This window comes from Pseudalgibacter alginicilyticus, from assembly GCF_001310225.1.
GTDB classification, from domain to species: Bacteria; Bacteroidota; Bacteroidia; order Flavobacteriales; family Flavobacteriaceae; genus Pseudalgibacter; species Pseudalgibacter alginicilyticus.
In genome coordinates, this window is the sequence record NZ_CP012898.1 from 2,340,691 (window position 1) to 2,364,190 (window position 23,500).

Sequence of the window (23,500 nt, forward strand, 5' to 3'; positions counted from 1 at the left end):
TATAGTTTAGTTTAAATAGTTTTTATTTTTTGACAACTAATATTATTTAGTTTATTATTGGCTGAATTTGCTTCCAAGTTTCCATATCTTCATTTTCTTGAACAGCTCCTGGTGTGCTTCTTCCATCAAGAATTATTTTTTTGAGTGCAGCTTTCATTTCTGAAACTCTTTCAGGAAAGACATTGAGTAAATTATTTGTTTCTTCTATGTCCGCTTTTAAATTATACAACTGCATAGCTGGTAGATCTAATTTTTCATTTTTAATATCTTGTGGCTTTGGATAACTCCATCCTCCAGATCCAGGACATACAATCAATTTCCAATCGCCTTTTCTAATTGCAAAAGATCCATTTATTGAATGATGGACAGTGTACTCACGAATACTAACACCCGCCTCTCCTTTGATAAGTGGTAGCATACTAAAACTGTCTTCTGCTTCGGTATCTGGTGTCTCGTATCCAACTATCTCAGCACATGTAGCAAAAAAATCGGTGGTACAAATTGTTTTATCAGACCTGAAATTTTTAAAAGCTTTATTAGGCCATTCTACAATAAATGGCACACGATGCCCCCCTTCAAAAATATCAGCCTTCATACCTCGAAACCTATAACTTGGATTATGTTTTACTTTAGCGAGCTCCTCAAAATTTGCTCTTGGCGAACATCCGTTATCACTTGTAAACACTAAAAGTGTATTTTCTGAAATGCCTTGTTTTTTTAAAGTTTCCCTAATTTGTCGTACCACATCATCAACCTGCATCACAAAATCACCATACATATTGGTATTACTTTTTCCTAAAAATTCTGTTGTGGGTAAAATAGGTGTATGTGGTGCTGGCAATGGAAAATACAAAAAGAAAGGTGACTTTTTTCTTGAGTTTTCATTAATGTACTGAATTGCTTTATCAGTCAAATCTTGTAGTACGTTAGTATGGTCAAAATCATCTGAAGTAAGTCCTTCTCTCCAAAACCCTTTTTCATCAACCGAAACAGTCGTTTTTGTTGGGATCATCGTTGGCGTATCATTCTCCACATATACATAGGGTGGCATATCAAGAGAACCACAAAAACCGAAAGAATAATCGAAACCATGCGTAGATGGACCATTTTTTATAGGTGCATTAAAATCTACTTTAAGATTTGCATTGAGATTATTTAGCCCTTTTATTGTTTCCTCATTTTCAAAAGCCCAATCCCAACCTAAATGCCATTTTCCAATAAATGCAGTATTATAATCTTTTGATTTTAACATTTTAGCAATAGTCGTACGATCTCGCTTTATCAAGGATTTTGAATAACCACTTAACACAGAACTTTTTAACGAAGACCTCCAGTTATACCGTCCTGTTAATATTCCATAGCGAGTAGGTGTACACACAGCTGATGATGTGTGAGCATCTGTAAACATAACCCCATTTTCAGACATACTATCTAAGTTTGGCGTTGATATTTTACTTTCTGGATTAAAACTTTTAATATCTCCATAACCCATATCATCCGCAAGAATGTAAATAATGTTTGGTTTTGAATCATCCGTTTTTTTTGATTGTGCTGTCATTATTGAAAAAGACAAAAAGAGTAATAAAAAATGTTTCATTTTAATTTTTTGTTTAAGTTTATCGTAAGTGCTTTAGGATTTTCTACTTGCCCTACCGGACGTGCATTTTCAACCATTTCTGCATCAAATTTTTCCATTGCATTTTTAAGTTGAAAAACAATATCTGGATATTCGTCTTTAAGGTTGGTCTTTTCTGCTATATCCTTTTTTAAATTATATAATGCTTCTTCTCCTTTAATAATTCTCAACTTCCAATCTCTCCATCTTACTGCTTCTAAAGTTCCCCAATGAGAATAGAAAAAATATTCATGCGGTGTTTTTGCTTGTGTGGTAAGCACTGGCATGATGTCTTTTCCATCAATGGTATTTTTAGATAATGTTGCTCCTATTAATTTTGCAAAAGTAGGTAGCACATCCATGCTTGTTAATAATTCATCAATTTCAATTCCAACCTTAATTTTTGCTGGCCAGCGAATTACTGCTGGCACACGCATGCCACCTTCTAAAGTTTGTCCTTTGTGCCCCCTTAAAGGTTTGGTAGAACCTCTTTTGTTGGCAGCACCGTTATCACTCGTAAACAGCACAATAGTATTATCATCAATGCCTTGTTCTTTTAAGGTTTTTAATACTTGTCCTACTGACCAATCAATTTCATAAATAGCAGTTGCGTATATATTATCATCAGCTTTTACACCACTTTTTAACAAGTTTGCATACTCCTTTTTAATTTCATTAGAAGCTGCTACAGGTCCATGAGGAATTGGGTGTGGCACATATAAAAAGAAGTTTTCATCTTTGTGCTCTTTGATAAATTGAACAGCTCTTTGCGTAACTCTTTGGGTTAGATTATCCTTATTAGGATCTAATTCTATTACTTTTTCACCTTCTAAAAGAGGAAGTGATGGAAATTTAAAAAATTGTTGTCTTGGATGTATTGGCGCAATATCATGACTGTAAGGCAAACCAAAAAACTCATCAAAACCTTGTTGAGTAGGTAAAAATTCAGGTTGATCTCCTAAGTGCCATTTTCCAAACATTCCGGTGCTATACCCTACGGATTTTGCGATTTCTGCAAGCGTAACTTCATTAGGATTTAATCCATTTCCATCAGCAGCCAAACAAACAGGAAATTTTTTCCCTTTAGGAACATTTGGCAAATCTACGGCTAAACTAGAAGGTGGTTCCATACTTATTCTTCTAGGATAAGACCCCGTCATTAATGCTGCTCTGGATGGAGTACACAGTGGAGATGCCATATAAAAACTAGTTAACTTAGCTCCCTCATTTGCCATTCTATCAATATTAGGAGTGTAAACGTGGGCACCACCAAAACAACTCAAATCACCATAGCCCTGATCATCAGTAAAAATAATGACCAAATTAGGTTTGCCATTACTGGTTTTTTGACCAAAAACATAGCTACTTAATAATATTATGAATAATAAAAAACGGCAATTTATTTTCATTTACTTCAGCTCTTTTTCTAAAAATTTAGCAATGGGTTTCCCTAATTCTTCATACCCTTTTGGAGTATAATGTACATCATCATTTCCTTTTCCATATTCTTGATGTATTTTTTTAGAAACTTTATAGATATCATTAATTTCAACACCATTTTCCTGCATCACCTTACGTGCTACTTTGTTATATTTGATAGCATCTTCTACATATCTTCCTGCTTCTTCTGTAGGAACATAAGAGGTAGTTACAAAAATTAATTTAGCATTAGATTTTTGTTTTATTTTTTTAACAATAGCCCTTAAATTACGTTCGTAATCTTCTATAGAAAAAGTAATTGTTCCATTGGCTTTATCTCTTTGCCCTTGTACTTTAGAATCTGGATGTCTATAACATAAATCCCACAATCCCCAATTAAAATGAATGATATCCCACTGTTCATCCCCAATCCAATCTTCAATATGTTTTAATCCATTACCCGTATGTTTTGCATTTCCTGGATTGTGTACAACCTCAGCGACCTCTTTTAAACTTTCTTTTACAAAAGGTGTGTAACCAATAGATATAGAGTCTCCTACAATTAATACTTTTTGTTTCTTTTTACTGAAAGCTATGGCTGTAATTACCACAACAAACAATAGTAATATTCTAACTATTTTTTTCATATCCATTATAGTTTTATCGTATAACTTTCATTTGCATCAATTACTTTTTCTCTTAACTTTTTAGTTCCTATTCCGTTTAGCGTAAAACTTTTTAATTCTATTTTTCCTGAAAGCACGGTTACAATCGCTTCTTTATCTTTCACCTCACATATTCCCCAGCTATAACCGTTGCTCCAAAAATAAGTTCCTGGTTTACCCGTAAATTTCATTGATTTTTCTACTCCTGAATAATGGAAACCTGAAGTAGCTAATACACCAGCCCAAGCCATCATACTACGTGCATAATGATGACCGAATTCCGCTTCGTTAAACGGATTTCTTTTTTTACCATCGTAACGGTTTCTAATATCTTGAATGGTTTTTAAGCCTTCCTCTATCTGACCTTCATACAACATACTTACCGCTGCTGTATGCTCAAAACCTGTCATAACTTCTGTGAAATATGGGAATGGTTGTTTAGGTCTTTCCTTTGGATAATCTGCCATTAGCAAAGCTGATTCGTTTCCATAAGCATAGGAACGCATAAAATTTGGATGCTTTAACAAATTTTCTCGATAATTGTATTTTAGAATAGCCTCATTTGTTTTCTTGATATTTTCTTTATTGGCTAAGTAGCCTAAGTTAAGAGTATGAGCCATGACTTGACCCACCAATTGGTCTACAAGTACACCTTCTCCTAACTGATATTGTGGGTTGTCTGCCACCAATCGCCTTTTTACCCGAATAAGTCCTTTTGCTATACTATCCAAATGCATGGGCGGTACAATTTCCTGTATATAATATTCACCATTAAATAAGTTTTCATCTATCCATTGAGAACCATTTTCATACAATGCTCTGCAGGTTTTTGCAAACGCTTTTTCTCCTAAGTAATTCGCCATTTCTTCGGTTGCACGCAAAGCCCCAAGGTACCAAAATCCCATTTGTGGGTTTGGCCCATAATACTCTACATCCATGGTATTGTGCTGGGAACCTTCCATAACACCATCTTTATCAGGATCCCATCCTTTCTGAATCCAACAGAATTCCATTGCTTTTTTAACATTGCTCCAATTCTTTTTCAAAAATTCATCATCACCAGAAAGTTGCCATTCTCGGTAATATTTCATAATACTCCCCATTTGTCCATCAGCAGCTGCCAATCCAAAATTGGTTCCATTGGTTTCCAATGGCAAATGTATGCGATAACTCATTAAACCATTTTCATCGGTAGCATAACCAAACTCAACTTCCCGCATATTTTGAGCTACATCTCCAAACAGGAACGGAATGGTTTGTTCATAATTCCAAACATGGGTGCATGTACCAGTACCGCTTCCTTCGTTATCTTTAATTCCTTCCCAACCTAAGTAGTAACCTGATTTAGTTTTAAATGCGAGTTGTGTACGAAAATGAGCCAAATTGAACAAAGCCGCTTCTTTTATAACTTCTGGAAAATCACTATTGATAAAAGCTTCAACAAATGTTATAGTCTTTTTTTCCAATTCAGGAATTCTATTGATATTTTTCTGTGCTACATCCCATGAATCTTTAAATTGTGTTGCATAGTAATTGCCTACATTAGACTCTTCATTACTCCATGCTGGACGATTAGGAAAATTCCAAGTAATATAAAAACGAATATCTTTTTCTTCATTGGGTGCTAAAACTGTTTTTACCGCCAACGATGCCATATTATTTTTTTGATTGGATGTACGTTCTTCCAATAGGCCATCATTAGTATAATCATCCCAAAACTCCAAAGTGCTATTACCCCAATCACCAGGTTGCCATGCCGTTCGATATGACACTTCACCTTCACTATTGGTTATTAAACTTACGGTTCCATATTGGTAACTTTCTGTATCTATTTCTTCACTGGCAGTATAGTGAATCCCTTTTAATCCATTATCCTCTTTATAAGTATTAATATTTTGATAAGCTTTTCCTTCTTTTCCATCAAAACCAATAAAATTAGGGATATTTCCCGCTAAGGAAATCGTGATGGGCTTATTACTGATATTTTTTACTTTGTAACTCAATACCACAATTGGAAGACTACTATCATCTGTATTACCTGGTATCAATGGATTAAAAGCTCCCATTGTTACTTGTACAGGCACCTGTTTATCCTTAAGCAAAACTTGTCCGAAAGGATAAGCCGTTTGAAAAGTAGCCTCGGCAAAACGTGGTAAGCCGTGATTAGGCGCTTTAGAGCCATAAAAGCCCTCGTCGTATTTAATAGGTACTGGACCTTCTAAAAGCAATGCTTGCGCTTCTTTGTTTTCTTCCTTTAGAAAAATGGAGAAAAATGGTGTACGATTAATAACTTCTACGCCAGTATATTTTGGGTTGTAACCTTTAGCTGGACGACTCATTATTTCCCAGTCTTCCAAAGCTCCTCGTCCTGTTAGTGAAATAGTACCCGTTCCAATACCACCAACAGGCATAGCAATTCGGTCTGTATGATTCTGATCATAAGTTTTTAGTACAGGCCATTGATTTTCTTGAGCTTTGACATACGTAAATACTAAAACAGCAATGATGAATAGGTTTATATGTTTAAAATTTTTCATTTTTTAATATTGTAAGTTTTCATTAAATATTCAATTGTTTTTTTTAATTCATTATTTGACAATGGTCTTTCATAAATTAAAAATCGGGCAATTTCCCCATCAAAAGATTCAAAACCTGGATGGTTGGTAGCATCTCTTTCTTGACCGATTACCATTTTTGAGGAATTCGCATTTTGATTTATAGGAAACATTTTTTTTGCTACTGCTGTAATTGAATTAATAAAAAGCTCTATTTGAACTTTATTTACCCCGTCTCCCATTCTCCCTATTACCAAATAATAAGTATTTGTTTCCAATGGTTGATGGTTCAATACATGTGGATTATTATCATTCCACAATCCGCCTTCAATTGCATTTCTTGACCCCATCCAAACCTGATTATCATCACTCAATCCAGCCCAAAAACCTTCATAATGACCTTGCTTATCAACATTCGTATTTCTCAGGTTTCCAAAAAAAGAATTAACCCCTGGCTTTCCAGAAACTTGCTCATAAACAGACATGATAGAAAACCAAGTATAGCCGCTTCCGGTAATTAAATGATCAAAGGCATCTTCATTCTCATTTATTAATTCCTGACGATGAAATACAACCGCATTGTGTCCATTCAACGCAGCTATATTTAATTCTAATCTTGGCATACCAGAACCTAATTCTTTCCTACCTTGATCTTGTTTATTGAAAGATTTAATGATGCTATTTTCAACATTATTTTTCCAAGAACTGATTCTATCACCACTTTCTAGAGTAATGCCATAATCGGCATTCAAATCAACTATCAAACCCTCTAAAACGGGTAATTTTAGATTTTCTTCTGATAAACCTGAAGCCCAAATAATACCGCCCTCTATCAACTTTTGATAATTTTTATCAGAATAAATCTCAACTGTATGTCCCAAAGATGTAAAAAAAGAACGTCCGCCATCGTAATATTGACACCATGTAAAAGGATGATCACCTCCCATTTTAGACTCGCCAACATAAGACGATTCATCTAAAGACATAAGTACATTCACATCGTTTCGAGGATTGCTTGAAAAAGTATGCCACTCATCTGTAATTACCCATTCGTTGGGCAAATGACTTGTTGCTATGTGGTTTTTATTTTCAATTATCAACTTGGCCCTTTGTACTTTAGGATGTGCCACTAAACGTGTTCCTACTAATTTCTCATACCAATTTTGAAATCCGCCACCTTCTTCCCAAATAGCACCAGCACAGTGAATACCTACAAAGCCACCACCATTGTTAATATAGTTTTGAAGCACTTCTTGTTGAGCTTTTGAAAAAATTGGTCCTGCATTTCCACAGTTATTATTAAAGACAATAACATCAAAGCGGTTTAGGTTTTTCATGGTAATATCCGTTGTATCCACAGATGTAATCACTTCCCAATCGTTTATTTCTCCCAAATGCTCTATCATTTCCAATCCAACCTTTTTTGACTTATGTTGAAAACCATTATCTGCTTGAAAATTGAGGACTTTTATTTGGTACTCAACTTGAGCGCTCAACATTGAGGATAAGCAAAAAAATAGTATGATTAAAAGTCGCATCAACTTTATTAATTATTTATTTTGTTATAGTTTAATATTCAATGATTCAGTGGAACGAATGATTTTACTCTTAAGTTTTTTAGAGGCTATACCATCCAGCGTAAATTTATCCAATATTACTTCGCCTGAAAGTACGGTTAAATCAGCTTCCTTATTTTTTACTTTACACGTACCCCAAGCATAACCGTTACTCCAAAAATAAGTACCTGGTTTTGATGTAAACCTCATAGATTTTTCAATAGCAGAATACTTAAATCCTGTGGTTGCCAATACGGCTCCCCATGCCATCATACTTCGGGCATAATGATTTCCAAACTCTGCTTCATTAAATGGGTTTCTTTTTATACCATCATATCTATCTCTAACATCTTGAAATGTTTTTAAACCGATATCTAATTGATTTTCATAAAGCATTCCCACTCCAGCTGTATATTCAAAGCCTGTCATTACTTCAGTAAAATATGGAAAAGGAAATTTTGGACGTTCCGTTGGGTAACCAGCCATAACCAAAGCTGACTCGTCTCCAAGCGCATAAGAACGCATAAAATTAGGATGCTTAAGCATACTTTCTCTATAATTATATTTAATAATAGCATTATTTGTTTTTGATATATGCTCCTCATTAGCCAAATAACCTAAATCTAAAATATGCGCCATCACCTGCCCAACCAATTGATCAACTAACACACCTTTACCTAATTGATAATCGGGACTCGTTAAATCTTTAGTTCCCATACCTGCAACTAAGCCCTCTGCCACATTTTCTTCCAACATAGGCGGTATTATTTTATGCTCATAATATTCTCCATTAAAAAGCTCTTCATCTAAATAATCTGAACCATTTTCATAAAGTGAACGGCATTTTTTTGCTAAACTTTTTTCGCCTAAATAGGTGGCCATTTTTTCTGTAGCTCTTAAAGCTCCTAAGTACCAAAACCCCATTTGTGGATTTGGACCAAAATACTCTACGTCCATGGTATTGTGCTGTGCACCTTCCATAACACCATCTATATCAGCATCCCAACCTCCTTTTACCCAAGCAAATTCAAGAGCTTGCTTAACTTTTGGCCAATGTTTTTTTAAAAAAGCATCATCGCCAGAAAGCTGCCATTCTCTGTAAAATTTCATAATGGCTCCCATTTGCCCATCGGCTGCAGCAATACCAAATTCTTGTGCGTTTGTGTTTAAAGGCAAGTGAATTCTAAAGCTCATCAACCCTCTATCATCTGTAGCGTAACCAAATTCTGTATCTCTCATGGTTTTGGCAAGTTCTCCAAATAAAAAAGGTGTTGTTTGGTCATAATTCCATACATGGATACATGATCCTATGCCACGACCAACATTAGGTGCCGTACCCTCAAAACCCAACATATGACCTTCTTTTGTTCTAAATGCGAGTTGCGTGCGCAAATGAGATAGATTAAATAAAGCTGACTCTTTTAAAATATCAGGAATATCGCTACTAATGAATGCCTTAACAAACGTGATGGTTTTATTTTCCAAAATAGGCAACTTGTGTACTGTTTGTTCTAAGACATCCCAGGAATCTTTATATTTTGTAGTATAATAATTCCCAACCGTAACATTTAAATTCCGCCATGCTGGTCTATTTGGAAAATGCCATGAAACAACAAACTTCATATTCTTTTCTTCACCAGGATTTAGCGTGGTTTTTACAGCTAATGAACCCATAGGTGTATCTGTTTTGTGTACTGCTCTATCCTCTAAAATTCCATCATTTGTAAAATCATCCCAAAAATCAACGGTTGTATTTCCCCATTTTACGGGTAACCAATTGGTACGGTACGATATATCGCCTTTACTAATCGTTGCAAGACTAAATGTACCCCATTGTTCACTTTCTTTATCAACTCCATTTGAAGTATAATGAATACCCTTTAAACCATTTTTTTCTTTGAATGTATTGATGTTATTTTCAGCTTTACCTCTACTACCATCATGACCAATAAAATTTTGAATGGTTCCTGCAACGGAAATTGTAATGGGTTTCTTTGAAGTGTTTTTTACTTTATAACTAAGAATTGCGGCAGGTATGCTACTATCGTCTACATTTCCAGGTATTAGTGGATTAAATGCCCCTACTGTTACTTGAACTGGCAGGGTTTTGTCTTTTAATTGTACTTGTCCAAATGGGTAGGCCGTTTGAAAAACAGCTTCTTCAAAACGAGGTAAACCATGGTTGGTTCCAATAGCTCCTAAATCACCTTCATAATCTAAATTTGTTGGTGGCCCTTCTAACAAAACCGCTTCTCCTTTTTTATTTTCTTCCTTTATATAAATCGCAAAAAAAGGCGCCCGATTTACTGGTGGCCCTTTTTCTAACCACGGATTAAAGCCTTTAGCTGGTCTGTTCATGATTTCCCAATCTTGAATAGCACCATTTCCTTTTAATGAAACCGTTCCTGTTCCTATACCGCCTATAGGCATAGCTATACGAGCTAAATGATTTTCATCATAGGACTTTAAGATAGGCCATTCTTTTTGCTGTGTTTGAGACATAACACTAACTGAAAGTAATAAGAGTACTATTTGAATTATTTTTTTCATTATAAGAATATATGCTGTTTTATTATTTGTGATTGGTATTTTTTAATTTCCATTGCTTTTCAACATCAATGGAATTCTTACCAAACGTAAATACACCATTTTCAAAATCTCCACCACAAGCCAATAACATCTGCTCTTTAAGTTCCTTTACCTTTTTAGGATATCTTATAGACAAGTCGTTTTCTTCACGATAATCGTCTGGCAAATAAAAAAGTTCAAAGGCATTTTTAGATAGGTGGGTTCTCAACTTCCATCCTTCTTTAGTAATTATGGTAGGTCCAATAAAAGACGCATACACAACATAGTCGTGCTCCTTATTGTTTCCTTCTCCTATTAATTCCTTATAAAAAGACAGCCCGTCAGATTTTACCGTCCCTTTATAACCCGTTATGTCTGCTATAGTAGCTACAAAATCATAATTCGCTACTAACAAATGACTCGTTTGCCCTTTGGTTATTTTTTTAGGCCACCTTGCTATCAATGGTGCCTGAATGCCACCTTGTAAATTGCTTCGTTTTAGCCCAGCCCTTCCGCCGTTACCGTTAAAAACATCGCCACCTAAATTGCTATAAAACTTGGCATTTAAATCGTCAAATCGCTCACCTGTTTCTATATTTCTATAGGGTTTATACACACGACCTTCTTGCGTATAATAAATTTCATGCCCATTATCTGAAGTGAAAATGACCAAAGTATTTTCATCAATACCTAAGTTTTTTATATGTGCCATGATTTGGCCCACATTGTCATCCAACATTTTCACCATGGATGCATACTCCTTTTCAATTTGAGTTAATTGTCCATTATTGGCAAAATCTGGATGCACAGCAGGAACCGAAACCGGTCCGTGTGGCAATTGGGTAGGAAAATAAAGAAAGAATGGATTGTCCCTATTTTTGCTGATAAACTGCATGACATTACTCATAAACAAATGCTGAGAATAAACCATTTTCCCTTCCATGTTCCAACGTTCCTTAAATTTTTCAGGGGTTTCGTTTTCTTTAGTTTTGGCACCATCTGCATGCGTATTTCCTTCAATATTTTCAACCTCTCCATTTCTAAACAAAAAAGGAGGATAAAAACCATGGGCTCTGACGTGGTCTAAATACCCGTAATATTCATCCCAACCATGTCTTACCATTTGCTGATGTGTAGCAGCAAATCCCCATTCTAACTTCCCAAACTGTCCCGTAACATATCCTTGTTTTTGTGCAACTTCCCCTAAAAACACATTGTTTTTGCTTACGGAACTTAAAACAGAATTGATTTTGCTCTGAATTTCCTCATTAGAATAAGTACCATTGCTAATTTTATTATAAATGCCCCCTTTAGTGATTTGAAAATTTTCTGGGCGACAATCTCGTAACCCTGATATTAAGGACGCTCGTGAAGGTGCACATACCATACCTGAATAGGCATTTTCAAACGTAATCCCCTCCTCAGCTAATTGGTCTATATGAGGGGTACTGATAATTTTTTGACCATAGTGACTTAATAATCCTTTTCCTAAATCATCGGCATATATTAAAATAATATTTGGTTGCTTATTGTCGCTCTGAGCATTTACCAAACAGCTAAATAATAGAGCAAAACTAAAAAGCAGATTAAGCGTATATACTTTCATACTTAAATTAATTCTTTTTTACTTCACTGCCCCACCAATCTTCATTAGGTTGCCAATCTGGGCTGAGCATTTGTTTTCTTTGTTTTTCAAGTCGTGGCATGAGTTTAGTTCTATGACTTTCTAATCTTTGAATACGAGCAGCTTCATCCCACTCTGGATCTTCTTTTGCATAATGCGTATTCATGGATTCCAACCAATCCATTAATTGTGTGTGCAAAGTTTCCGCTATCTCTTTGTTTTCCTCAGACACATCATTACTTTCTTTTAAGTCTGTATTTAAATCATACAATTCTATATGATGATCTTCCCAAAAATGAATCAGTTTCCAATTATCTTTTCTAATAATAGATACTGGTTCACCACCTTGATTTCCATAGTGTGGATAGTGCCAATATAATGGTCTGTCATCAATTTCCTCTCCATTTAAAAGCGGTTTTAAACTAACCCCATCAATGTGATTTTGAGGCCTTAATGGGATATCGGCTAAGTCTAATAAGGTTGGATATAAATCGGCACCAGAAACAGGCGTTTCTATTTCGGACCCTTTTTGTTGCATCCAAGGCACATAAATAAAGTACGGTACTCGCAAACCGCCCTCCCATTGATACCCTTTTCCGCCTCTCAACATTAATTGATTGGTGGAAAAATTATCTCCAGAAGTTACCCCTCCGTTATCTGATGTGAACACCACAATGGTGTTTTTATCCAATCCATTATTTTTAAGCGTTTGCAAGACACTACCAATGGCTTCATCAACTTGTTCAATTAAGCCCGCATAAACTGGGTTGTCTTGATATTTTCTTGCTGGTAAAATACGTTCCATTTCAAAACCTTTTTCTGCAATGCCCATTTGTTCTGCCTTATCTCTATACTTTTTCCATTTTTCTTTAGTAGTTTGAATAGGAGAGTGCACGGCATAAAAAGACAGGTAGGCTAAAAATGTGGTGTCTTTATTTGTTTCTATGAATTTTGAAGTTTCTTTGGCCAATTTCATAGACAAAGACATACCTTCTTCCCCTGCCTCATCTTTCATATTAGGGTTGTTAAATGGTGAAAAGTAACCTCCACTGTAAGGCCCTCCTCTTTCATACCCCCCTTGATTAATGTCAAAACCATGATTGGTAGGTAAGGAATTATCAGCTGCACTACCTAAATGCCATTTTCCTGCAAAAAAAGTGGCATATCCATTTTCTTTTAACACTTCTGGCAAGGTTACATCGTTTTGATCTAAATGATGTTTATACTCAGGTGGTAATAATTTAGTATATCGGTTCTTTTTCTTCCATTCTTGCCCAGATGGAGCACCTTCAAACTGTGTAAGCCCATGTCTGGCAGTAAACTGACCGTTTAACAAACTAGCACGCGACGGAGTACAAACAGCACAGGTAGCATACCCATTAGTAAAAATATTACCTGACTTTGCCAAAGCATCAATATTTGGTGTTTCGTAATATTCACTCCCCATGACACTTAAATCGGCATACCCTAAATCGTCCACCACAATAAAAAGGATATTAGGTTTCGTTATTTTAGATTCTGGTATTTTCGTTTTACAAGATATAAGTGTTACTAATATTAACGTTAATAAGAATATTATTTTTTTCATGCCTTTATTTTTCTTAATCCCACACCTTATTTTAATAATGATAATTTTTTATTCAGGTCTAATCCACATACAGTGACCTCCACCAGACACCATTTTTGCTTTCACGACATCGCCCTTTTTGACAGTTGCTATCCGTACTTGGTATGCTTCAGGATTTGTTATGCTATTGGTATCTTCTGTATCTTCATAATAAGTAATGATGTAGTTTTTATTTTCCTTTAAAAAATCTAAAGAAATATCTAAAGTTCCACCTTCAACATGAACAGACCCAATAAACCAGTCATCTCCAGATCTTCTTGCCGTTGATATATGGCTATCCATTTTTGCATGGAGTACTTTACTTTCATCCCATTCACCCACAGGCATTTCCTGAATAAATTCAAATAGATCTAATTTTTCAGCATAAGCTTCTGGTGCATCAGGAATACAAACCAAACCGCTAAAAATAATTAAAGTACGTGCTGCTTCTGCTACAGATGTTGTTTGTAAAGAATTCAATTTTTTAGGCCCTTTTTCTCTTTCTCCTGCATTAACACTTGAAATATCAAAAACACCATTATTCATATCCAATGGTCCTTGTATGGCATTAATAAGAGCCATTCTTATAAACGTTTGTGGTGTAAAGGCACGCCTAGAATCTTGTTGTGCATGACAAAACTCCCTTGTTATAGCATTAGGGAATGTTCTTGTTACTCCTGTTAAGGGTACAGGACCATCATGAAAATTAATCAATAAATTACTTTCAGCACTCATACGTATGGCTTCTCTTGTAAAAGGCACATTGCTACTCATAAAACCATATTTAATACCCTTCATATTAAGAGATTTGTAATATGGAAATAAAGCTTCATCTCCATAACTTCCTTGTCTTCTATCATAATACAGTAGTAACTCTACTCCTTTTTCCTCTGCATACTTAATAACTTTATCTAAATCCAGTTTATCAGACATAGTCATTTTTCCTGGTTCCACATCGGTATACCAAGCATCATCTATCAAAAAGTATTCAATATCGTTTTCAGCAGCAAAATCAATAAAACGATAATAACTTTCGTTATCTATGCCATAAGTAAAACCATCTTTAGCTTGATACCCATGAACACGCCAATCCCATAATGTTTTACCAGGCTTAATCCATGAAGGGTCATTTATTTGGTTTGGTGCTGCTACATTTAGTGGTACCGTATTGGTCAACAAATCGCCAATATTATTTTCAAACAAAATAACACGCCAAGGTGTTATTAATTTTTTTTCATCTGATGTAAATTTATTATTAGAAACTAAATTTCCACTTTGCTTATCGAAATTAAAATTAATAACATTGAAGCCAGGTGCACTCACTAAATCAGATTCCAATAATGACAAATATTGTTTTTGAGCTGTTTCAACAACTAACGGCATTTTAAAACGATGTTTTATTGAATCTCTTGTACGTAAAGTTTCTATTTGAATAGGACCAAAAGGTTTTCCTTCCCCTGCTGGTGAATATAGACTACTTGTTTCTGCTAAACCATATTCCATAAAAAAAGCAGGTTTTTTACTTTCTGGAATCTCTGAAAGATTAAAACGAAATGCCACACCGCCATTATATGTTCTTACATACAGTGTTGCTGGTATACCTTCATAATCCAAAATAACTTCTAACTCATTATAATTATCATTAATTTCACTAAACTGTCCCCAAACAGGACGCCATGTTTCATTGACTTGATTTGATTTAGCACCCAAAACTTCTACTTTGAGACCTTGAAACATAGATATTTTAGAATTTGAAACCATATCAATATCGTTCCCAAAAAGGCTGTATTGTAAATCCCCATCTTTATTTTCTAATAAAATTTTAACCTGTCCGTTTGGAGAAGCTATTTCATATGGTTTTTGATTTGTGCAATTATATAAGGTTAACACAAAACTTAATACAAATACTAATTTTTTCATTTTTTCATTTTTTATTGATTGTAAGTAATTTAACAACGAAAGATAAGGTTCTCTTTTTTATTTTGATAGCGGTTTTGGGTTTTTAACATATGCTTCGGAGCGACTATTTTTATTAAGATTTTCTTCAAATTCAGTAATATATCTCCAGAGTTTAGTTACAGTTTCAGGATGCTCATGTAGTACATTAATATTTTCACTAATATCACTTTCTAAATTGTACAACTCTTGTGATGATTTATCCGATACTCTCAACTTCCATTGCCCCACCCTAACTGCTTCTAACTTTTCTTTGCTATAATAGTAAAAGGCCTCATGCGGACTTTTACTTTTTCCTTGCAACACAAGAGAAATGTCTTTTCCATCTATCACTCTATCATTAGGGATTTTTCCTCCTGCTAAATTTGCAAAAGTAGGTAGTAAATCCATAGCTGTTAACAACTCATCATTTACCATGCCCGCTGGAATTTCACCTGGCCATCTTACTACTGTTGGCATTCGCATTCCACCTTCATATGTGCTCCCTTTTCTACCTTTTAAAGGAGCAGCACTTCCTACCATGGGACCATTATCTGAAGTAAAAATTACAAAGGTATTTTCATCTACTCCGTATTTTTTTAAGGCATCTAAAATTTTACCTACAGACCAGTCTATTTCAGCAATAGTTTGTGGATATATTTTATCTCTAGTTTTATTGTCAATTCCTTTTTTACTTTTTATAGCTTCAAGAATTTCTTTGGGAGCTTCTTTCATAAATTTGGGAGATGCTAATAAAGGTCTATGAGGACTGGTGTGTGGCACATATAGAAAAAAAGGATTCTCTTTATTTTTCTTAATAAAATCTACAGCTCGTTCTGTGATTCGTTGGTTTAAATAATCTCTATCAGGATTCGTTTCTATCACATTTTCTCCTTCAAGTAAAGGTAAATCTGGAAAATTAAATTTCTTCTGATTTTGATGTGAAGGATGAATATCATGACTGTAAGGCAATCCAAAAAATTCATCAAATCCTTGTTTTGTAGGTAAAAACTCTGGTTGATCTCCTAAATGCCATTTTCCAAACATTCCTGTTTTATAGCCAGCATTTTTTAAAACTTCTGCAATGGTAATTTCTTTAGGATTTAATCCAACAGCATCTGCCGCTAACAAAACCCTTTTTCCCATTCCCACTCGTTTAGGGTAACTACCTGTCATCAACGCAGCACGAGAGGGTGTACAAATTGGAGCAGCAACATAAAAACTAGTTAATTTTGCACCTTCTGCTGCCATTTGATCTATTCTTGGAGTTTTTACATGCGTTCCTCCAAAACATCCCAAATCTGCATAACCTTGATCATCTGTAAATATGATAATAAAATTTGGCTGTTTAGTTGTTTCTTTGGATTTTTGAGAATATCCTGAAAAGCAACAAAGGATAGCAAGTACACATGTAAGACACCCTATTTTTTTGACAAACAAATTTATATTTTTACAAGTAGTATCTTGTCTCATTTTATTTTACTTATTATTATGTTTTCTTTTTTAAACATTATGAATATTAGCACCTTTAAACTGAAATTTAGATACCTTAATTCGCCGTTTAACACTTTAATTCTGCATTGAATTTCATAATTCCAGTATAGCACTGTATTTAAACCCAGTCATGATTTTACCTACTTAAAAACCTATTTGGTTTAGGTGTTTTTTGAATGTGATATTCACCTTTAAACAAATTGTTATTAGTTCATTTCCTTCTATTTTCAAACTTAGCTCTGCCTTTCTTAGCAAATTTTTTGTTAATTGTAATTGAATCCTTAGTATTTTATACACATAACTAAACTACCTGATAAAATTTAAAAGGCTTATAAACATAGCTTTTAGCTCTCAAAAATAAGTTAAAAGCATAATGTATAATTATCAAATAGTAGGCTAAAATGTTGCAAAACAATAATAATACTTGACATTTAATTATTGATAAATAAAAGTATTATAAAAGGAAGGGACTAATAGATTTTCACTAATAATCCCAACCTGAAACAAACTATAACTAAACTAATTTTATGGTTATTTTAAACCATCTATATTACAGTTGATTTACAGTAATTACCCAATCTGTATAATTACCATCTGCGGAATGTATGCGATACGTATATGAACCACCTGTTAAATCTGCCGGCAGCCCCATTGTTGGAGCACCATTTAACGGTTCAACCAGAGTACCATGATGTTGTACAGCAATAACAACCACATCATCAACTAATGAGTATGCCGCTGGTAAATCAATTGATGCTGTATGATTAATATCATCAATATTAACTCCTGTGCCTCTTTGTACTTTTCTAACACTTGGAGTTAATTCTCCTGTATCATAAAACTCTTGTAGTTCATGCTCATCAAATTCATATACATATAATAATACGTTAATAAGGTCTGAATTGTTTCCCCATTGTCCACGATCTAATTCAACACGTGGTTCACATGAAGAAAACATAACTATGGTTAAAAGGAAAAATAATATATTTTTAATATTTTTCATGATTTTAATATTTTTAATTATTATATCCATCCTGGATTTTGAGTTAATTCTACATTAGCTTTATCGAGGTAATGTTCTATCTCAACTTGAGGTATGGAATTAAGATAATCTCTGCCTGGCTCTATGTAATATCCATCACTTGTAGGGCTGTTAAAATCTGGTTCTTGCCAAAGCGGCGTTAAATAGCCATTTACTTGACCACTATTACTTCCTTCAAAATACTTAACCTCTGACCATGTGCCAGGTGCCCATTGTGAGTCTATTAAATTTTGATCAATATTGTGATAATCTACTAATTCTTGATAGTACGCAGAAACAGGAATATAACCATTAATAACGTCTTCATATACAGCCCAACGCTTAAGATCATCACTTCTAAAACCTTCAAGCATAAGCTCCATACGGCGTTCTCTCCTAATTTCATTTACTATGTTATCAGCACTTGGATCATAACCATCTTTTTCTAAATATGTGATATTCCAGCCATTTACAGTAGCAAGATTCATATTGGCAGCCCCAACACGCCCCCTCAATACATTTACTGTATTGTCTATATCAGTTTGTGTAATAGTTCCTAAAATAGCTTTGGCTTCGGCATAATTTAACAAGGATTCACCATATCTATATATAACATCATCAATATCATTCAAATCAATAGTTACTGTGGTTAGTGGTGCTCCTTTTAACACAAAATAACCAGGAGATACTAATCTATTGTAACCTGCTGGCCAGTAGATTCCTCGCACGCCCTCAGCCGAAATATTCAAATTGGCAAAAAAGTCTTGTCTTTGTCCTCTGTCAGGCGCATAAAGTGTCTGTCTTAAACGTGGATCTCTTGTATTAATCACACTGTTTTGATTAGCAATATCCACTCCTGCAGTTACGGTAGATATTTCTTGAGGCAATCCATCGCTCATTAAATAATTATCAACAGCTGATTTTGTTAAACTAAACGGCGGTGTAATAGCCCCTCTTGGTCTATTACCTCCTTGCCCTAAAGCCACATTATAATCTCGAGCTAAAAAAACACCCGGTAAGGAGCCGCCATCATCATTATTAAACATTCTTGAATACTCGTCGCCTGCTGGCCCTATATAAATAGTATTGCCTTGCTTTGCCATTAATGCATTTCCAGCATCAACAGCTGCGTTTAAAAACACAGACCCATCGCTCCCACTAACAGCAAAAGGCGTACCTTTAATACCATGATAGCGTTCCCAACTACCTTCATACAATCCTACCCTTGTTTTTAAATGTAATGCAGCTTCTTTATTAATTCGACCTTGCACAGCCGGAGCTGTTCCTTGCCATTGCAATAATGAAATGGCTTCATCTAAATCTTCAATAATTTTAGTTGCTATAAACTCTCTACTTTCTCTTGGCTTATAAAGGTCCTCACTTTCAGTGCCCAAAACTTCATCAATATAAGGCACACCTCCAAAGCGTTGAAGCAAGTTAAAATAAAACATAGCACGCATAAAATAACCTTCACCAATAAAATGATCACCAGTCGCATCACGCGCTAAAAGTTTATCCTGATTATTGAGCATATAATTTACAGATCGGATATATGAATAATTATTATTCCAAGTTCCATCTGTTTGACTCGCAATAGAAGGATTATTTCTCTCATATATTCCTGTATAAATACTGGCAGTTACAACATTATCTGTATTACTATCTAAAGTTTCAAAATGATTACTTTGACCTCTTCTTCTTATGGCAACACCATATAACCCATTGGCAAAGTTCTCAAAATCTGATGCTTTAGTGAAAAACGTAGCATCAGATGCTGCATCTTCTGGAAATCTGTCTAAAAAATCATCACTACAAGACATGATTGTTAGAAGCAGAACCACAATAATATTTTTATTAAATTTTATATGTTTCATCTTATTTTCTTTTATACATTAATTAAATACCAACTTTTAAACCTAATGCAAATGTGCGCGAAGGTGGATAAACACGCCCTTGATTATTGTCAATAGTAAATGGATCTAACTCTGGCAACCATGATTTATTAAACACAAACCCAAGGTTTTCACCACTTAATGTAATACTCAGTTTGGAAACTCTAAGTTTGGAAATTAAATCCTCTGAAAAGTTATACGTTAGTCCTACGTTTTTAACCCTCAAGTGTGCTAAATTATTAACATACTGATCATTAACTGTGTTTTCGCGTAGTTGATTTAAATTATAGTTATAAGCTCTTGGGTAAAATGCATCTGGATTATCTGAAGTCCACCAGCCTCTTTCCAATTGCTCTGCAGACATAAAGTTAAAGGTTCCAAAATTAAACTTATTAGCCCAATATACTTTCTGATGCCCAACACCTTGAAATAAAACAGATAACGTAAATCCTTTCCAATTGGCATTCATAGCAATATTATATTGGTAACGTGGATAGTTAAACCCTAAACGTTCACGATCTCCTTCACTATACCAATAGTTTCCTGTACCATTCAAGTTAATTAAACCATCTCCATTGGTGTCATTAAAAAATAAATCTCCAGGATAATAAAATCCTGTAGTAGGCAATACATTTTGAAGCACTTGATCACTATTTTGTGCAATCCCCGCGCTTTTCACACCATATAATTCCCCAAATAATTGACCCGGTGTCCAACCATTTCTCGTTCCTGTATCATTATCAACATAGTCTATTACATAGCCTATATAATCACTAATTCCCGCACGAATACCATAGGAAAGTGGTGACCCTTTTATATTGAATTGATCTCTCCAATTGATATTAAATTCCCAACCACGTGTTTCAGTCACTGAATTATTTTGTACTGGAGGAGCAGTTCCTAGTACCTCTGGCAACTGTACAGCAGGTCCTATTTGATCATAAACCGTTCTTTGATACCAATTATAATCTGCCGTTAACCGATTTTTAAACATCCCCACTTCCAATCCAAAACCAATATTTTGTGGTTTAGCCCATGTATTATCATCAGCAAAAATTGGAGGAATTGTTACTGCGGGTGGTAAAATGCCATTAATAGGTGTTGTTATTTGATTGGTAGTTCCCAAAGTTGGTAAATAAGAATACAAACTAGCATCTCCTTGATTACCTGATTCACCATACTGAACAGTAAATTTAAAATGATTTACATCATTTAATGGCCAAAAATCTTCTTTTGCAACATTATAACCTACAGCTACAGATGGGAAAAAAGCCCATCTAGAATCTGGTGCAAATCTTGAAGACGCATCATATCTACCACTAAAATCAATCAAATATTTTTCTTGATAATCATAATGCAATCTTCCATAATACCCTTGTACAGCCCATGAATTAAAAGCATCGGTAGCTTCCACATTATTTCCATAAGTTGTTTGTAAAGCCTGAACAGCTGTAGTATAGAAATCTGAATTCTTACCTGTTAAAGCTCTATAATTATTTACTTCTTCGTTATAACCTGCTAAAACATTAATATTATGCTTTCCAAATGATGTTTCATAATTCATATTAAAATTTGCAGTATGATAGGTCCACCCTCTACTATTTTCAGTTATAGTACTTAATCTAGGACTTCTTCTACTTGGTAAAGGAGTGCCATCAGCATCTAAACCACCAAATTGTAATTCTACATTTTTATCAAAACTGTTTTTAACTCTCCAAGTGTAATCGGCATTTACTGTTAAACCTACTACTGGTTTGAGTTGCATAGTTACTTGAGTAGTTATTATATCTGTGGTGTTTTCATATTGTCCTGAAGAACCATCCAAATTAGGTCTAATTGAAAACTCGTTAGGTGTACCATTATCATAATAAGCAGGTGCTGTAGGGATAAAACCTAAGTTATCAAAAAAAGTATTATCATTTTGCCCACTAGTTGATATGGTAGGACGTGTAGATTCTTGCCTGCTATACTTCGAGTTTAGTCCCACATTAAGCCATGGTTTGATGTCTGTATTTACTCTAATATTAGATACGTAACGCTTCATCCAATCAATATCACTTTGATAATTACCTTGTGCATCAAGCGCATTAAAACTCGCAAAATACGTAGTATTATCTGACCCTCCTGATAAGCTTAAATTGTGGGTTTGGTTGAATACATTATCTCTAAAAGCTTCCTGTAGGTGATTTTCACTAGCATTGAAAGTAAAAACACTCCCATACTTACCATTAGGCTCAATGATGCCTACAGTATTAATTTCTCCAGCTTCATATTGTAAAATCCTATCAATAGTTTCCTGTGTATAGGTTCTTGCTATTCTTGAATTTTCAGTCCTATTATTTCTCCAAATTGCATAATCTGAACCTTTCATTGAGTTAGGTAAACCTATAGGAGATGAAATTCTAATATCTGAGCTATATTCAATAGCCATTTTTTGACCTTTTTTACCGCTTTTAGTGGTAATTAATATGGCTCCATTTGGAGCACGCGATCCATAGATAGCTGTGGCAGAAGCATCTTTTAAAATGGAAATATTATCAACATCATTTGGATTTACATATTTAATATCATCAGGATTGTCCAAAGGAACTCCATCTACAATTATTAGAGGTGAACCAGATGAATTTAGCCCAGTAAACCCACGAAGATTTATTGATGGATTATCAGTTACAGCGCTTGAACCTACATTTATATTCAATCCAGGCACGCTAGCACCCAACATATCTGTTATAGAATTCACTGGACGATTTTCTAATTCTTTAGTGTCAACTGTAGCAATAGCAGCCGTTAAGTTTGATTTTTTCTGTGTTCCATAACCTATAACAACAACCTCATCTAAAGCACTAGCTTCTTCTTTCAGAACCAAATTAATAGTATTTGCTTCTGAAACGGTTATTTTTTGAGATTGAAAACCTACATAAGAAAAAATAAGAACATCCCCTTTTTTTGCTTTGATACTATAATTTCCATCAAAATCTGACTGTGTTCCTGTTGAGGTCCCTTCAACAATAATATTAACTCCTGGCAAGGGCTGACCGGTTTCTTCAAGCACTGATCCTGAAATTACGTTCTCTTGAATGGTAATTTTTTCAACAGCCTTAACCTTATTGATAATAATGGTATTGTTTTCAGTTAATTTAAAATTAAAATGGCTCTTTTCTAATACATCTGCTATTAATTTTGAGGCTTGAATTTCTCCCTTTTTTAATTGAATTTTAGGTGTATTCTTAAATAAACCTTTTGGATAAATAAAATTTAACTCCGTTTGTTTTTTAATAATTTTAAACACTTGGTCTACTTCAACCAATTGGTCCTTTTCTATAATTACCGTTTCTTGAGAAAATGTGTTTTCTGTATTAAAACAAAAAACTGTGGTGCACATTAAAAAGATAAAGGTTCTCATCATAATGTTTAAGAGCCGTTTTCTATAAAGAGAACGGACATTAGTTAGTTTAATTTCCATAAATTTGTTTTGTATTGGTTATACATATGTTTAATTGGTACTCATACTGGGAGCGAGGGCAACACCGCCAAATGTTATTACCTCGTT

General features: G+C 34.5%; 13 protein-coding genes. All 13 read right to left on the minus strand.

What is annotated here, in order from left to right; all coding sequences use genetic code 11:
- Positions 1 to 46 precede the first annotated feature (46 nt).
- The 13 genes from APS56_RS09780 to APS56_RS09840 all read right to left on the minus strand — a co-directional run bounded on the left by APS56_RS09780 (position 47) and on the right by APS56_RS09840 (position 23,356).
- Positions 47 to 1,597, minus strand: coding sequence for a sulfatase family protein (locus APS56_RS09780; RefSeq protein ID WP_054727610.1), 1,551 nt, complete (start codon positions 1,595 to 1,597; stop codon positions 47 to 49).
- On the minus strand, positions 1,594 to 3,024 hold the full coding sequence (locus tag APS56_RS09785; RefSeq protein ID WP_054727612.1) for a sulfatase family protein: 1,431 nt from the start codon (positions 3,022 to 3,024) through the stop codon (positions 1,594 to 1,596). The genes APS56_RS09780 and APS56_RS09785 overlap by 4 nt, the downstream gene beginning before the upstream one ends.
- Entirely contained in the window at positions 3,025 to 3,681 is a 657-nt protein-coding gene (locus tag APS56_RS09790; RefSeq protein WP_054731329.1) for an SGNH/GDSL hydrolase family protein, read from the minus strand.
- Positions 3,682 to 3,686: 5 nt separating this feature from the next.
- Positions 3,687 to 6,236, minus strand: a complete 2,550-nt coding sequence (locus APS56_RS09795; protein ID WP_054727614.1) for a GH116 family glycosyl-hydrolase — start codon at positions 6,234 to 6,236, stop codon at positions 3,687 to 3,689.
- A complete protein-coding gene (locus tag APS56_RS09800; RefSeq protein ID WP_082379318.1) occupies positions 6,233 to 7,792 on the minus strand; it encodes a ThuA domain-containing protein in 1,560 nt (519 codons plus the stop codon). The genes APS56_RS09795 and APS56_RS09800 overlap by 4 nt, the downstream gene beginning before the upstream one ends.
- A gap of 24 nt (positions 7,793 to 7,816) precedes the next feature.
- Complete coding sequence (locus APS56_RS09805; protein ID WP_054727618.1) at positions 7,817 to 10,360, minus strand: GH116 family glycosyl-hydrolase; 2,544 nt, start codon at positions 10,358 to 10,360, stop codon at positions 7,817 to 7,819.
- 22 nt (positions 10,361 to 10,382) lie between these two features.
- Positions 10,383 to 11,984: a sulfatase-like hydrolase/transferase gene (locus APS56_RS09810; protein WP_054727620.1), complete on the minus strand. Its 1,602-nt coding sequence runs from the start codon at positions 11,982 to 11,984 to the stop codon at positions 10,383 to 10,385.
- A gap of 7 nt (positions 11,985 to 11,991) precedes the next feature.
- Positions 11,992 to 13,590 (minus strand): sulfatase, encoded by a 1,599-nt coding sequence (locus APS56_RS09815; RefSeq protein WP_054727622.1) that lies wholly within the window; start codon positions 13,588 to 13,590, stop codon positions 11,992 to 11,994.
- Positions 13,591 to 13,638: 48 nt separating this feature from the next.
- The gene (locus APS56_RS09820; RefSeq protein ID WP_054727624.1) at positions 13,639 to 15,528 is read right to left on the minus strand and encodes a glycoside hydrolase family 97 protein; all 1,890 of its coding nucleotides are present in this window, start codon (positions 15,526 to 15,528) and stop codon (positions 13,639 to 13,641) included.
- Between the two features lie 57 nt (positions 15,529 to 15,585).
- Entirely contained in the window at positions 15,586 to 17,016 is a 1,431-nt protein-coding gene (locus APS56_RS09825) for a sulfatase family protein (RefSeq protein ID WP_082379319.1), read from the minus strand.
- A gap of 571 nt (positions 17,017 to 17,587) precedes the next feature.
- On the minus strand, positions 17,588 to 18,040 hold the full coding sequence (locus tag APS56_RS09830) for a DUF5018-related domain-containing protein (RefSeq protein WP_157757646.1): 453 nt from the start codon (positions 18,038 to 18,040) through the stop codon (positions 17,588 to 17,590).
- A gap of 20 nt (positions 18,041 to 18,060) precedes the next feature.
- Positions 18,061 to 19,932, minus strand: coding sequence for a RagB/SusD family nutrient uptake outer membrane protein (locus APS56_RS09835; RefSeq protein WP_082379320.1), 1,872 nt, complete (start codon positions 19,930 to 19,932; stop codon positions 18,061 to 18,063).
- 22 nt (positions 19,933 to 19,954) lie between these two features.
- Complete coding sequence (locus APS56_RS09840; protein ID WP_157757647.1) at positions 19,955 to 23,356, minus strand: SusC/RagA family TonB-linked outer membrane protein; 3,402 nt, start codon at positions 23,354 to 23,356, stop codon at positions 19,955 to 19,957.
- Between the last annotated feature and the right edge of the window lie 144 nt (positions 23,357 to 23,500).